The organism is Pseudonocardia abyssalis (genome assembly GCF_019263705.2).
In the GTDB taxonomy this organism is placed as follows: Bacteria; Actinomycetota; Actinomycetes; order Mycobacteriales; family Pseudonocardiaceae; genus Pseudonocardia; species Pseudonocardia abyssalis.
Window position 1 is genome coordinate 2607435 of sequence record NZ_JADQDK010000001.1, and the last position, 13623, is coordinate 2621057.

The 13623-nt window shown below is 70.3% G+C and carries 11 protein-coding genes and 3 pseudogenes; 5 read left to right on the plus strand and 9 right to left on the minus strand.

The window, feature by feature from the left end; genetic code table 11:
* Window positions 1–18: 18 nt before the first annotated feature.
* The 4 genes from I4I81_RS12500 to I4I81_RS12515 all read right to left on the minus strand — a co-directional run bounded on the left by I4I81_RS12500 (window position 19) and on the right by I4I81_RS12515 (window position 1692).
* On the minus strand, window positions 19–258 hold the full coding sequence (locus I4I81_RS12500) for a thioredoxin domain-containing protein (RefSeq protein ID WP_218601534.1): 240 nt from the start codon (window positions 256–258) through the stop codon (window positions 19–21).
* Window positions 255–1034 (minus strand): Crp/Fnr family transcriptional regulator, encoded by a 780-nt coding sequence (locus I4I81_RS12505; protein WP_218601533.1) that lies wholly within the window; start codon window positions 1032–1034, stop codon window positions 255–257. Before I4I81_RS12505 ends, I4I81_RS12500 begins: the two co-directional genes overlap by 4 nt.
* Window positions 1028–1186 (minus strand): hypothetical protein, encoded by a 159-nt coding sequence (locus I4I81_RS12510; protein ID WP_218601532.1) that lies wholly within the window; start codon window positions 1184–1186, stop codon window positions 1028–1030. Before I4I81_RS12510 ends, I4I81_RS12505 begins: the two co-directional genes overlap by 7 nt.
* 110 nt (window positions 1187–1296) lie before the next feature.
* Window positions 1297–1692, minus strand: coding sequence for a hypothetical protein (locus tag I4I81_RS12515; RefSeq protein WP_225924566.1), 396 nt, complete (start codon window positions 1690–1692; stop codon window positions 1297–1299).
* A 567-nt stretch (window positions 1693–2259) separates the two neighbouring features.
* On the opposite strand from I4I81_RS12515, the gene I4I81_RS12520 reads away from it, so the two are divergent.
* The 3 genes from I4I81_RS12520 to I4I81_RS12530 all read left to right on the plus strand — a co-directional run bounded on the left by I4I81_RS12520 (window position 2260) and on the right by I4I81_RS12530 (window position 6597).
* Entirely contained in the window at window positions 2260–3942 is a 1683-nt protein-coding gene (locus tag I4I81_RS12520; RefSeq protein ID WP_218601530.1) for a ribonuclease J, read from the plus strand.
* Window positions 3943–3974: 32 nt separating this feature from the next.
* Window positions 3975–4391: a VOC family protein gene (locus I4I81_RS12525; protein ID WP_218601529.1), complete on the plus strand. Its 417-nt coding sequence runs from the start codon at window positions 3975–3977 to the stop codon at window positions 4389–4391.
* An 85-nt stretch (window positions 4392–4476) separates the two neighbouring features.
* Window positions 4477–6597, plus strand: a complete 2121-nt coding sequence (locus I4I81_RS12530; protein ID WP_218601528.1) for a HelD family protein — start codon at window positions 4477–4479, stop codon at window positions 6595–6597.
* Between the two features lie 31 nt (window positions 6598–6628).
* Here I4I81_RS12530 and I4I81_RS12535 read toward each other — a convergent pair whose 3' ends face one another.
* Window positions 6629–7450 (minus strand): undecaprenyl-diphosphate phosphatase, encoded by an 822-nt coding sequence (locus tag I4I81_RS12535; RefSeq protein WP_218601527.1) that lies wholly within the window; start codon window positions 7448–7450, stop codon window positions 6629–6631.
* A 252-nt stretch (window positions 7451–7702) separates the two neighbouring features.
* Here I4I81_RS12535 and I4I81_RS12540 point away from each other — a divergent pair, with 252 nt between their 5' ends.
* Window positions 7703–9328 carry an ABC-F family ATP-binding cassette domain-containing protein gene (locus tag I4I81_RS12540; RefSeq protein ID WP_218601526.1) on the plus strand — a complete coding sequence of 542 codons (1626 nt, stop codon included), beginning with the start codon at window positions 7703–7705 and terminating at the stop codon, window positions 9326–9328.
* 63 nt (window positions 9329–9391) lie between these two features.
* Here the strand turns inward: I4I81_RS12540 and I4I81_RS31570 are convergent.
* Window positions 9392–9682 (minus strand): annotated as a pseudogene (locus I4I81_RS31570) (ADP-ribosylglycohydrolase family protein); the annotation flags it as partial.
* A gap of 47 nt (window positions 9683–9729) precedes the next feature.
* A pseudogene (locus I4I81_RS31800) lies at window positions 9730–10371 on the minus strand (ADP-ribosylglycohydrolase family protein); the annotation flags it as partial.
* Window positions 10372–10572: 201 nt separating this feature from the next.
* Between I4I81_RS31800 and I4I81_RS12555 the strand changes: the two are divergent.
* Window positions 10573–11496 (plus strand): annotated as a pseudogene (locus I4I81_RS12555) (ADP-ribosylglycohydrolase family protein); the annotation flags it as partial.
* Window positions 11497–11603: 107 nt separating this feature from the next.
* On the opposite strand, the gene I4I81_RS12560 reads toward I4I81_RS12555, so the two are convergent.
* Together I4I81_RS12560 and I4I81_RS12565 are read right to left on the minus strand one after the other, a co-directional pair.
* Window positions 11604–13142, minus strand: a complete 1539-nt coding sequence (locus I4I81_RS12560) for a peptide chain release factor 3 (protein WP_218601524.1) — start codon at window positions 13140–13142, stop codon at window positions 11604–11606.
* Between the two features lie 91 nt (window positions 13143–13233).
* Entirely contained in the window at window positions 13234–13623 is a 390-nt protein-coding gene (locus tag I4I81_RS12565) for a MerR family transcriptional regulator (RefSeq protein WP_218601523.1), read from the minus strand.

Here is a 13623-nt window from a genome sequence, read left to right on the forward strand (position 1 = left end):
CTCGACCCGACACGAGGGTCAAAACGGGGCCCAGAACCACAACACCACCGGGGTCCCGGCCAGCGTGGCCGCATCCAGCGTCGAGCCGTCGAGGGTGGTCCCGGTGAAGGCGAGCGGGCCGGCCGCCGTCGCCTCCTGCGCGCTCCCGGCGCCGGGAGTCGAATCCGGGCCCGCACCCGAGGAACACCCCGACAGCCCGAAGGTGAGCGCGACGAGCAGGACAAACCCGCCGCGGGTCGATCTCGAAAACCTGGTCACAAACGCGGGAACCCCTCGTCTCCATCATTGCTTCCCTCCGATCGGCCACCGGTCGCGTCGCTGCGCGCTGCGCCGTCGGCGACCGCCGCCAGCCCCACCCGATCCCGGATCCGGATCCGGCCGCGGTGCAGTGACACCAGCCCGCGCTCGGCGAGCTCGCCGAGCGCGGTCGTGGTGCGTTCCCGGGTGGCCCCCACCAGGCCGGCCAGCTGCTCGTGGGTGAGCCGCACGGGCGCCGGCTCCACGTCCGAGGGCCCCGGACCGGCGAGAACCACCAGCGTGTGCGCCGTCCGCTCCAGCACCGACTTGCCCACCATGTCGGCCAGCCGCTGCTCCAGCTCGACGATCCGCGCCCCGAGCTGCTCGGCGACCCGCGCCGCGATCCGCGGGTCGCCCAACAGCATCGAACGGACGTCCCCGCGGCTCATCAGGCACAGGTCGCCGGGCTCCAAGGCCACCGCCCACGTACCACCCATCTGCATTCCGAGCAGGTCCATCTGCCCGAAGACCGCACCCGGCCCCGGCAGCGCCGTCGTGACCGTCCGGCCGTCCGGGACGACGCGGAACAGCCGGAACCGCCCGGACTTGACGATGAACAGCACGCTCGTCGGCCGGCTCGGGTCGTAGACGACCTGGCCCGCCGCCACCGTCCGCCGCGGTGCGCCGGCCGCCATCGCGGCCATCTCGCGGCGCGACAGGTCCCGGAACAGCGCCACCTCGTCGAGACAATGGTGGCCCTCCTCCACTCCGACCCCTCCGCCCGGTCGCCTCAGCACGGCCCGTCCGCCGACTCCACGGCGTCCAGTGTGTCGAGGAGCAGGCCCAGGCAGGGATTCCCGATGGACACGATCTCCCGACCGATGAGGAACGTCGGGGTCCCGACGACCCCGGCCGGCACCTCGGCGTCGCGGTCGTCGAGATCGATCACCTCGATCGGTTGGGCCGGGCGCAGTCGTCGGATCGCCTCGACCAGCTCCCGGGCCCTCCGGCACGCGGCACACCCTGCCGAGACCACCACCCTCAGCGGATCCTGCGCCCTCACGCCCGGGCGCGGCGGCGACGCAGGGCGACGAGCACGGCGGCTGCGACCACTCCGAAGATCACGTGTCCCATCAGGCTGAACAGCGCGGTGGTGTCGACGACGAAGACCATCTGCGACATCCCCAGCACGGTCGGCATGATCAGCAGCGGTCCGAGCACCCACCAGACCACGCCGTATACCGCTCCGGCGACGAGCGTCATCGCGACGCTCCACGCCGGCACGACCAGCGCGAACAGCACCCCGAGCCCGGCCGAGATCACCAGGTGCACGATCGCTCCGACCACGGGGCTAGTGGACCCGACCAGCATCGCCACCATCGGCAGCATCCCCATCATGGCCATCAACGCGCCGAACATCACACCGCCCGCGAGACCGGCAAGTACCCCGTCCATCGCCCGGGTGAGCATCGTCGCCGTTGTCCGCGTATCAGAGACCATCGTCAGCTCCAGTTCTCGAGCCCGCGGATGCAGGCCGTGTCGGACCAACCTGCCCCGGCCATTCGAGGCTGTCGGTGATCTGGGATACACAACTGACGAGAGTTGTTCGACCCGGTGCGCGCTGCCGAGTGGCCGCTCGGCGATGGCGGCGTCACTCGGGCCGGCTTTGGACACTCGACCGCCGTCGAGATCCGCACGCTGGCACCGCTGTCTCGCGCGCCCCGAACCCTGACGAGCGAGTCGGGCCGATACCGATCTCGCAGCACCACAGGCCCGGTGCTTGTGGTCGGCGCGGGGCAACTCCGGTGCCGAGCTCGACTCCACCGTCGTCCGCTCTGCGATGGCGGGCCGCGACTTCGCTACGGCCCACCAGCGGCGTAATCGGACGTCGGGTCCGATTACGCCGCCTTCCCTCAGCACGATTCCGGACCTCGAATGACAGACTGACCTGTGATGTCTGCTGCATCCGCCGACGAGCACCTCGGATCCGCCCGGCCTTCGAGCCTCCCGTAGCGTCAGGGTATGAATCGACGACGCCAGTCTCCTCTGCCGCCTCCTCTGCCGGCAGGAGGCCTGCGCGTGGTTCCGCTCGGCGGCTTGGGCGAGATCGGCCGCAACATGACGGTCTTCGAGCACAACGGCGACCTGCTGATCGTGGACTGCGGGGTCCTGTTCCCCGAGGAGCACCAGCCGGGTGTGGACGTGATCCTGCCCGACTTCTCCTGGATCCGGGACCGGCTCGACCGCGTGGTCGCCATCGTGCTCACCCACGGCCACGAGGATCACATCGGCGGCGTGCCCTACCTGCTGCGCGAACGTCCCGACATCCCGCTGGTCGGGTCCCGGCTCACGATCGGGTTCATCACCGCGAAGCTGCGGGAGCACCGCATCCGACCGGTCACCATCGAGGTCGCCGAAGGGGACCGGCGTCCTCTCGGGTCGTTCGACTGCGAGTTCCTCGCGGTCAACCACTCCATCCCCGACGGGCTCGCCGTCGCTCTCCGCACCCCGGCCGGCCTCGTGCTGCACACCGGTGACTTCAAGATGGACCAGTTCCCGCTCGACCGTCGGATCACCGACCTGCGCGGGTTCGCCCGCCTCGGTGAGGAGGGTGTCGACCTGATGCTCGTCGACTCCACCAATGCGGACGTACCCGGCTTCACGACCGCCGAGCGCGAACTCGGACCCGCGATCGAGACGGTCTTCCGCACCGCCCCGCGGCGGATCATCGTCTCCAGCTTCGCCAGTCACGTGCACCGCATCCAGCAGGTACTCGACGCCGCCCACCAACACGGCCGCAAGGTCGCCTTCGTCGGCCGGTCGATGGTCCGCAACATGGGGATCGCCGCCGAGCTCGGCTACCTCCGCATACCCGACGGGCTGGTCGTCGACCTCAAGGCGCTCGACCGCCTGCCCGCCGCGAAGGTCACGCTCGTGTGTACCGGGTCGCAGGGCGAGCCGATGGCGGCGCTGTCGAAGATGGCCGCCGGCACCCACATGATCGACGTCGGCCCCGGTGACACCGTGTTGCTCGCCAGTTCGTTGATCCCCGGCAACGAGAACGCCGTCTACGGCGTCATCAACGGCTTGACCAGCCTCGGCGCCTCCGTCGTGCACAAGGGCAACGCCAAGGTCCACGTGTCCGGGCACGCCAGCGCGGGCGAGCTCGTCTACTGCTACAACATCGTCCGTCCCGCCAACGTGCTGCCCGTCCACGGCGAGGCGCGGCACCTACGCGCCAACGCCGACCTCGCGATCAGCACCGGCATCGCTCCGGACCGGGTCCTCATCGCCCACGACGGCGCCGTGATCGACCTCATCGGCGGCCGCGCCACTCTGACCGGCTCCGTCCCGGCCCACAACGTCTACGTCGACGGCCAGACGGTCGGCACGGTCACCGAGGAGTCCCTGGAGGTACGGCGGGTCCTTGGCCAGCAGGGCGTGGTCACCGTCGTCGTTCTGGTGGATCCCGACACCGGGCAGCTCACGGAGCCCCCGGACTACCTGACCCGCGGCTTCGCCCACGACGAGCAGGGGTTCGACGGCGCGACCCCCGTGATCGAGAAGGCCCTGTCCGAGCTCTCCGGGCCGGCGGCTCGAACGTCGGCCCGGCAGGAGCAGGCCGTCGCCGCTGCCGTGACCACGTGGATCCGCCGGGTCAAGAACCGCGCGCCGGTCGTCGTGGTGGTCCTGGTCGACGCCTGACTCGTGCCCCATCCGCTGGCTACCGTCGCAGCATGCCGGAGAACCCACCTGCCTCGGTCTGGCCGATCCTGCACTACCGCGACACGACCGGTGCCCTGCACCTGCTCGTCGACGTCCTCGGCTTCCGTGCGGCGCTGGTGGTGCGGGACGACCGGGGCGACATCGTGCATGCCGAGCTGCGCTGGCCGGAGGGTGGGGCGGTGGTGTTCGGTTCGGCCGCGCATACCGAGAGCGCAGTGCACGGCGGCGTGCAGCCGGGAGCCGGCGCCTCCTACGTCGTCACCGACGACGTCGACGCCGTGCACGAGCGAGCGGAGCGGGCCGGCGTGGAGGTGGTGGAGCCGCCCAACGAGACCCGGTTCGGATCCGGAGTGGCCACCAGGGCGTGCTCGCTGCGCGATGCCGAGGGCAATGTCTGGACATTCGGCACCTACCGGGGCGCCTCCTGACCTCACAGGTGTGACGCCGCCGCACTCCGGCCCGAACCTCACATACGGGTAGGGTTGGTGCCCGATGGGACACGCGGAGGTGACGGTGACGGATACCCAGAGGAGGGACGAGGAACAGGAACGCCGGTACCTGATCGAGACCCTGGCGCTCCTGGCCACGGAGCGGGAGCGTACGTCCGACTCGATCGATGCCTCGGTGCGAACGATCGACGAGCAGAAGGGGCAGATGTGGGAGAACCGGCGTGATATGGACTTCGCGGAGAAGGCGAGCCTGCGCACGTCGATCGACCTGTCGGTGAAGTCGGCCGAGCACGCGGTGATGCGTCGCAAGCGCATCGAGCGACTGCTGGACTCCCCGTACTTCGGCCGCGTCGACTTCCGCGAGGACGGCACCGCGGACTCCGCACCGCTCTACATCGGCATGCACAACTTCACCGACCCCGACACGAACGAGATCGTGGTCCACGAATGGCGCGCACCGGTCTCCAGCCTGTTCTACGACTTCGAGTCCGGACCAGCGCACTTCCGCTCACCCGGGGGCACGACCCACGGCGAGATCACCGGCAAGCGGCAGTACAAGATCCGCGGCGGGTGCCTCGAGTACATGCTGGAGAGCTCGCTCAACATCAACGACGATGTCCTTCAGCGCGAGCTGAGCCAGACCGCCGACGACCGTATGAAGAACATCGTTGCGACCATCCAGCGCGAGCAGAACGCCGTCATCCGCAACGAGACGGCGCAGGTGCTGATCCTGCAGGGCGTGGCGGGCTCGGGGAAGACGTCGATCGCGCTGCACCGCGTGGCGTTCCTGCTCTACCGGTTCCGCGACTCCCTCTCCTCCGACAACCTCATGATCCTGTCGCCGAACCGGGTCTTCGGTGACTACATCGCCGACGTGCTCCCGGAGCTCGGCGAGGAGCGGATCGCCGAGATCGGCTTCGACCGGATCGCCGCGGAGCTCCTCGGGTCGGTCATCGACCACCAGACCTTCAGCGAGCAGGTCGTCTCGTTGCTCGACGGCAGCAGCGACGACCGCGCGGCGGAACGGATGCGCTACAAGGCGACCTCCGAGTTCGTCGCCGAGCTGGGCGCCTGGATCGACTCGGCCGTGCGGGAGGAGTTCACCCCCGCCGAGATCGCGCAGAAGCACCGTCGACTCTCCGCCGAGTGGGTTCAGGGCATGTTCGACGAGTCCCGGTCCTTCCCGATCTTCACCCGGATCGACCACGTCGCCAACTGCGCCGTCGACCTGCTCAAGAACCAGGTCCGCGACCGCGGCGGCACCTGGGCCGCCGCCGACACCAACGGCGTTCGCCGGCAGGTCCGGGCGATGTTCCCGTACAAGGACCCGCTCTCGTTGTACCGGGCCTTCTTCCGCTCCCCGGACCGCCGACGTCTGTTCATGCCTCTCGGCCGCCGCAAACTCGAGTACGCCGACGTGTTCCCCCTGGTCTACACAATGATCAGGACGACGCGGCAGCGGAGCTACGGGCACATCCGCCACCTGGTGGTGGACGAGATGCAGGACTACACACCGATCCAGTACTCCGTGCTGCGCGAGCTCTTCTCCTGCACGATGACGATCCTCGGGGACTCCAACCAGTCGGTGAACCCGTTCAGCTCGTCGTCGCTGCAGACGATCCACAGCATCTTCCCCGAGGCCGACTGCCTGGAGCTGAACAAGAGCTACCGGTCGACCTCGGAGATCACCGAGTTCGCCCAGCGGATCTCCCGCAACGACAAGCTCGTCCCGGTCTCGCGGCACGGCGCGCCACCGCAGGTCGTCGCCTGCACGGACCGGCGCGACGAGGAACGACGGGTCCTGGCCCTGGTCGAGCGGCATCGGAAGGGCGAGTACCGGTCCCTCGGCGTCATCTGCAAGACCGTCGCGCACGCACGGGACGTCCATCGAGCTCTGGACGAGGCCGGCGTGGCGGCGACACTGCTCGACTACGACAGCACGGCCTTCGCCGCGGGGGTCGTGGTCACCTCCGCGCACATCTCCAAGGGCCTCGAGTTCGACTCCGTGATAGTCACGCATGTCGACGAGATCACGTACGTGACCGACATGGACCGCTGCATGCTCTACATCGCCTGCACGCGAGCGATGCACGAGCTCCATCTCACCCATCACGGCCCGCTCACGCCGTTCCTGGGGCGGGCCCACGCCACGGTGGACGAGCCGGTGGCCCGCCTGACCGGCTGAACCGCGACGGTGGGCGCGGCCGGCTCCGGCGTCAGGCCGCTCGGAGCCAACCTCCCGAAAGGCCGACCAGGATCAGCGCACCCAGTACGACGCGGTACCAGACGAAGACGTATACGCTGTGGCGCTCGACGTAGCGCAGCAACCACGCGATCGTTGCGTAGCCGACGAGGAATGCGATGGCCGTGGCGACGATCATCTGTGGCACGCTCGGTCCGTCGCGCGCGAAGACATCCGGCAACTGGAACAGCCCCGCCGCGAACACCGACGGGATCGCCAGCAGGAACGAGTAGCGGACGATCGCGGGGCGGGTCATCCCCAGCAACAATCCAGCTGTGATCGTCCCCCCGGCACGGGACACCCCGGGGATCAGGGCCATTGCTTGCGCGAAGCCGAGCAGGATCCCGTCCTTCCGGGTGATCTTGCGCAGCTCGACCTGCTGACGCCCCATCCGCTCCGCCAAACCGAGCAACAGGCCGAAGACGATGAGCGTGGTGGCCACCAACCACAGGTTGCGTCCCACGGTCTGGATCTGGTCCTCGAACAGCAGGCCCAGTACGGCGATGGGGACCGTACCGATGATCACCAACCAGGCGATCCGGTAGTCGTCGGTGATCCGCACCATCGGCATCCGGAAGCCGCGGAACCAGACACCGGCCAGGTGGCCGATGTCCTTCGCGAAGTACGTCACCACGGCGGCCTCCGTGCCCAGCTGGGTCACCGCCGTGAACGCGGCGCCCGCGTCGCGGCCGAAGAACACCTCGGAGGTGATGCGGAGGTGCGCCGAGGAAGAGATCGGCAGGAACTCCGTCAGGCCCTGCACCAGGCCGAGGACGACCACCTCGATCCACGTCACGGAGCGCACCCGGTTCGGCCGTCACCGGTGGCCGCGCACTCGCGTGTCGGCGGGTGGTGCAGCCGTGGCCGGCCCGACGGCCCAGTCGTCGCACTGCGTTCCAGCTGATCGGTCCGACGTCGAGGTGACGAGCGGTCGATGCCCCGAGACAGTCTCACACTATGTGAGGTTATCCTGTCGAGTGTTCAGCACTCGACGACCGGTCTCGGCACGCCCGGTCCACCTCCCACCGTGAAGGACGGGCACCCGGCGATGATCACTGTTGCGGACCTCGAGCTGCGTGCCGGTTCCCGCATCCTCGTCACCGACACCACGCTGCGGGTCCAGCCCGGAGACCGGATCGGCCTGGTCGGACGCAACGGATCGGGCAAGACGACCGTCATGCGGGTGCTCGCCGGGCGGGAACGGCCCTTCCGCGGCACGGTCCAGCGCACCGGGCAGGTCGACTACCTCCCACAGCAACCCGGCCTCGACGATCCCCACACCCTGGTGCGCGACCGGGTCCTGTCGGCGCGGGGCCTCGACACCCTGCTGCGCGACCTGGAGAAGGCACAGGTGGAGATGGCCGAGCCGGCCGACGAAGCCGCCCTCGCGCGCGCCGTCCAGCGGTACGGGGAGCTGGAGGAACGATTCACCGAGCTGGGCGGTTACGCCGCCGACAACGAGGCCGCTCAGGTGTGCGCCCACCTGGGGCTGCCCGAGCGGGTGCTCACCCAGACGGTGTCGACGTTGTCGGGTGGGCAGCGGCGGCGGGTGGAGCTGGCACGCATCCTGTTCGGCGCCAGTACCGACCACGGCGCCGGCACCGGGACGACGCTGCTGCTCGACGAGCCGACCAACCACCTCGACATCGACTCCGTGACCTGGCTGCGGAGCTTCCTCACGGCCTACGCCGGCGGTCTGGTGGTGATCAGCCACGACACCGGACTGCTCGCCGAGATCGCGAACGGCGTCTGGTCCATCGACGCCGGGCGGGGCGAGATCGACATCTACAACACCGACTGGGCGACCTACCAGACCACCCGGGCGGCGGACGATCAGCGACTCCGCCGTGAGCGCGGCGCGGCCGAGAGCAAGGCCACCTCGCTGCGCACGCAGGCCGCCCGCATGGGAGCCAACGCGACCCGGGCGGCGGCGGCCAAGCAGATGGCCCGCCGGGCCGACACGCTGCTGGCCGACACTGCCACCGCCCGCCGCGGTGAGCGGACCGCCCGCATCCGGTTCCCCGCCCCCGCAGCCTGTGGACGGACACCGCTGACCGCGACGGGACTGACCAAGAGCTTCGGGCCGCTGGAGGTCTTCGACGGCGTGGACCTCGCCGTCGACCGCGGCTCCAAGGTGGTCATCCTCGGCCGCAACGGCGCGGGCAAAACTACGCTCCTACGGATCCTCGCCGGGGTGGAGCAGCCCGACGCGGGTCGCGTCGTGCACGGCCACGGTCTGCGTCTCGGGTACTTCGCCCAGGAGCACGACACCCTCGACCTCGACGACGGGGTGTGGGCCAACGTCCGGCATCAGGCGCCGGACGCGCCGGAGCAGCAGCTCAAGGACCTGCTCGGGTCGTTCCTGCTCACCGGTGAGCAGCTCGAGCAGCCGGCCGGCACGCTGTCGGGTGGGGAACGCACCCGTCTCACGTTGGCCACCCTGGTGTCCGGCGCCGCCAACGTGCTGCTCCTCGACGAACCGACCAACAACCTCGACCCGGCGAGCCGCGCGCAGGTGCTCGACGCGCTCGGCCGATTCGAGGGCGCCGTGATCCTCGTGTCCCACGACCCGGGTGCGGTGGCCGCCTTGCGGCCCGAGCGGGTCATCGTGCTGCCCGACGGAACCGAGGACCTGTTCTCCGACGACTACCTGGACCTCATCACCCTGGCGTGACAGGGGGACCGATGGTCCGTCCGCCGTGCGCTCCGTGGCGATCCGGGTGCACAGGAGTACATCCGCGAGAGTGGTGAGGCGTGGAGCATTCTCCAAGCCGTCCAGCCAGGCGATCGGGATGCCGCTCGCGCCGGACCGCCCGCCGGCCATCGCACCGGCCATCGCGGCCACCGGCCCGATCCTGCCGTGCACTCGCAAGGCGAAGCCCATCGCGTCGGCGAACCCGTCGGATCCGCGCAGGAACGCGACCAGGGCCACCGACACGGTCCCCAGCACCGATCCGGGCACGCCGAAGGAAGTCGACACCTCGGCGGGGATGCAGCTCCGCCCGAGATGTTGTACGTCCTGCAGCATCCCCTCGGTCTCGACCGACACGACCCCACCGCGATGCGCTCGACGAACGGGTGCACCGCAGCCGCGACCGCCGGGTCGGTCCGCATCGCCTGCCCCACGGCCGTTGCATGGGCGACCGCCGCATCCTCGTCGACGATCCCGGGTCGGGTCGGGTCGGGGTGGCGCCGAACCGGGCGAGCGCGGCGACCTGTCCGAGCTCGGCGCGCGCCACGGCGCGGTCCGAGCTCGGCGCGCGCCACGGCGCACATGGTGACGCCGACGGCGCCGCCGATGTCGCCCGCCGAACCGGCGGACGCAGATGGGCGCATGGTCGGCAGCCCCGTCGCCTGAGAGGCTTGGCCCGGCATCGTGTCGCACCAACGCCACGGCGCCCGCCGCCGGTTCTGGACGAGCGCCTCGAGCAGGCTCTGCTCGTCGAGTGGAGCGTGCGGATCGGCCGCCGCCAGGTGCTCGCCCACCGTGAGCATCGTCGCCGTCAAGCCGGTGTAACGCAGCACACGACGCGACCTCGTCCACGCGGAGAGCTGGGCCTCGGTGACACCGACGGCCCCCTCGACCGGCGCCGCCAGCGCATCACCGATCGCCGCACCGAGCACGACGCCTCGTGCCCGGTCCCGCAACCGGGGTGTCGCGTGACGGGAGGTCGATGATGCAGGCCCACCCGTGCGTTCCGCCGCGGCCGGATCCATACCCGCTTGGCCGTAGGTTACGAGCTTGGCCGTAGGTTACGTGACAAGACTTACTCTCCAGCCGTGTAAGATTTGTCAGCGTCGGTCCATCTTCAATCGACTCGATTAACCTCACATCATGTAAGATTGTGGCATCTCTCGACGTCGCCGCAGCTGGAGCCACACAGCTCGCTGCACGTCCCAACCGACGCGGGGTTCGCCATGGATCTGGAAGTAGCGGAGCGGTCGCGGATCAGCGCGGTCGAACCCGACGAGTTGCAGGACCGGGTGCGCGGTGCGCTCCTCGGCGGCGCGTGCGGTGACAGCCTCGGCGCACCGTTCGAGGGCCGGTCGACGGTGGACCGAGCGGACTTCGTTCTGCACCGTTTCGCCGCGACGCCGCTCGTCCACACCGACGACACGGCCATGACCCTCGTCGTGGCCCAGCATCTGATCGCGCGCGACGCCGCCGGGCAGGATCGAGACCTCGACGGCGACGCCCTCGCCCTCGCCCTCGCCCTCGCAGCGGAGTGGCGCGCGGAGCCGTGGCGCGGATACGGCACGGGCCCCGAGCAGATCTTCCGCGCACTGCTGCGCGACGAGGACTGGCGGCAGGTGGCATCAGACCTGTTCGACGGTACCGGCTCCTACGGCAACGGCGGGGCCACGCGGATCGCCCCGGTCGCCCTCACCACGCTGCCGTTGACCGACGTCTGCGAGCAGGCGCGCGCCGTGGCCCGAATCACCCACCAGCACGCGATCGGCCAGGCGGGCGCAGCCCTGCTGGCCGCGGCGGTGGCACTCGCCTTCACGTTGCCGCGTGACACCGAGCTGGACCGGTCGTGGTACCTCGACGTCCTCGACGAGTGCCATCGGCAGCCGCAGTTCCGGGCCCGTCTGACCCGGTTGCGACACGTCCTCGACGACTCGCGGCCGTCCCGCGCCACCCGATCGCTCGGCAACGGGATCGCCGCGCTGGAATCCGTGCCGATGGCGGTCCTGGCGTTCCTGCGCAGCCCCGACGACCCGGAGCAGGTCTTGGAGTTTGCGGCCCGAGTGGGGGGTGACACCGATTCCATCGCTGCGATGGCGGGCACGTTGGCGGGCGCGAGATGTGGCGCGTCCGGGCTCCCGCCCGACCTGCTCATGCGCCTCGACGTCCGGCCCCGCGCATCGCCGCGGTGGCCGATGCCCTCTGCCGGTCGGTTCCCCGGACGCGAATCGTGCCCAGTGCCTGACGAGCCGGTGACGCGTCAGGGGTCGACCACGCCAATCCGCCACTTGTTGACGAACACGGCCAGCAGCGCCCCGTCGACGGAGCGGTACAGCACCTCGACCTCGCTCTCCTTGTCCAGGACCGCGGCCCCGGCCTCGTCGGTGAGCCGGGCGACCGAGTAGTTCAGCTGCTCCAGCGAGACCGGCGCGCCGAACTCGTCGGTCAGCCGCGCGGTGACCACCTCGAACTGCAGCGGCCCGGCGGCGGCGAGCACCGGGGCCTGGTCGCCGCGGCGGTCGGAGCGCAGGACCTGGATGACGCCCTCGGAGTCGAGCTGGGAGATGCCGCGCCGGAACTGCTTGTAGCGGCCCGCGTCCTTGGCCCGCACGACCGCGAAGTGCTCGGGGGCGAAGCTCGGGATCGGCGGGAACTCCACCGGCTCGTCGGCGTAGAGCGTGTCGCCCGGACGCAGCGCGCCCGCGTTGACCAGCCCGACGATGTCGCCGGGGAACGCCTCCTCCAGCGTGGTGCGCTGCTGGCCGAACACCGCCTGCGCGTACTTCGTGGCGAACGGGCGCCCGGACGCGGCGTGCGTGAGGACCATGCCGCGCTCGAAGCGCCCGGAGTTGATCCGCAGGAACGCGGTGCGGTCGCGGTGGGACCGGTCCATGCCCGCCTGCACCTTGAACACCAGCCCGGACAGCGGGGTGTCCAGCTCGCGCGGCGTGCCCTCGGCGTCCGGGCGCGGGGCGGGGGCGGGGGCGAGGTCGACGAGCGCGTCGAGCAGCCGCCCGACGCCCACGCCGTGCCGGGCCGCCCCGAACAGCACCGGGGTGGCCGTGCCGGCGAGGTAGTCGCCGGAGTCGAAGTCGGCGCCGATCTCGCGCAGCAGCGCCAGCTCGTCGGTGACGGTCTCGGTGTAGAGCGGCTCCTCGGCGGCGGCGCGCTCGGCGTCGAGCAGCTCCACCTCGCCCTTGGTGGCCCCGCCCGCGGTGCGCGTGTAGCGGCGCATCTCGCCGGTGGCGCACTCCACGACCCCGCGCAGGTCGCCCGCGATCCCGACCGGCCAGGTGACGGGCATCGGCCGCAGCCCGATCGTCTGCTCCACCTCGTCGAGCAGCTCCAGAGCCTCGCGGCCCGGCACGTCCCACTTGTTGACGAACGTGATCACCGGGATCCTGCGGCTGCGGCAGACGTCGAACAGCTTGAGCGTCTGCGCCTCCAGTCCCTTCGACGCGTCGAGCAGCATCACCGCGGCGTCGACGGCGGCGAGCACCCGGTAGGTGTCCTCGGAGAAGTCGCCGTGGCCCGGGGTGTCGAGCAGGTTGATCACGTGGTCGCGGTAGCTGAACTGCAGCACCGCGGAGGTGATGGAGATGCCGCGGGCGCGCTCCATCTCCATCCAGTCCGAGGTGACGCCCTTGCGCCCGGCCTTGCCGTGCACCGCACCCGCGGAGTCGATCACCTCGGCGTGCAGGGCGAGCGCCTCGGTGAGCGTCGACTTGCCCGCGTCAGGGTGGGAGATCACGGCGAAGGTGCGGCGGCGCAGCGCCTGCGCGGCGATCTGCGACCTCATCGGTGCGCGACGGTGACGTCGTTCCAGCACGACAACGAGTCGGGACTCACGGGAGGACCCTACCCCGATGTGAGGTTGGAACTCGATCGGCTCAGCGGGCGCGGTGTCGAGCGTCGCCCTCGATGGTGCGCATTTCACGGCTCAGGCGTTCGAGACCCTGTATCTGGGCCCGCAGGGTCTCCACCCGGCTCTCCGCGAGTGCCCGGTACATGGCCAGCCGCGCGGCGATGGGACCGACCTCGTCCGGGTCTGCCGCAACGGCGGCCGCATCCATCGTCTCCACCAGCTCCCTGATCTGGTCGAGCGAGAGTTCGAGCGGCCGTAGCGCCTTGACCAGCTCGAGCTTGGCCACATCCGCCTCGGAGTAGAACCGGAACCCGCCCGGTGACCGGTCCGACGGCACGACCAAGCCGATCTCACCCCAGTGCCGGATGGTGCGCAAGGACAGTCCGACCCGATCGGAGACCTCGCCGATCCGCAT

Coding starts and splice junctions, on each gene's coding strand:
- I4I81_RS12515 (WP_225924566.1), bottom strand. CDS start 1,692: ATGGACGGGGTACTTGCCGGTCTCGCGGGCGGTGTGATGTTCGGCGCG.
- I4I81_RS12520 (WP_218601530.1), top strand. CDS start 2,260: ATGAATCGACGACGCCAGTCTCCTCTGCCGCCTCCTCTGCCGGCAGGA.
- I4I81_RS12525 (WP_218601529.1), top strand. CDS start 3,975: ATGCCGGAGAACCCACCTGCCTCGGTCTGGCCGATCCTGCACTACCGC.
- I4I81_RS12540 (WP_218601526.1), top strand. CDS start 7,703: ATGATCACTGTTGCGGACCTCGAGCTGCGTGCCGGTTCCCGCATCCTC.
- I4I81_RS12560 (WP_218601524.1), bottom strand. CDS start 13,142: ATGAGGTCGCAGATCGCCGCGCAGGCGCTGCGCCGCCGCACCTTCGCC.
- I4I81_RS12565 (WP_218601523.1), bottom strand. CDS start 13,623: ATGCGGATCGGCGAGGTCTCCGATCGGGTCGGACTGTCCTTGCGCACC.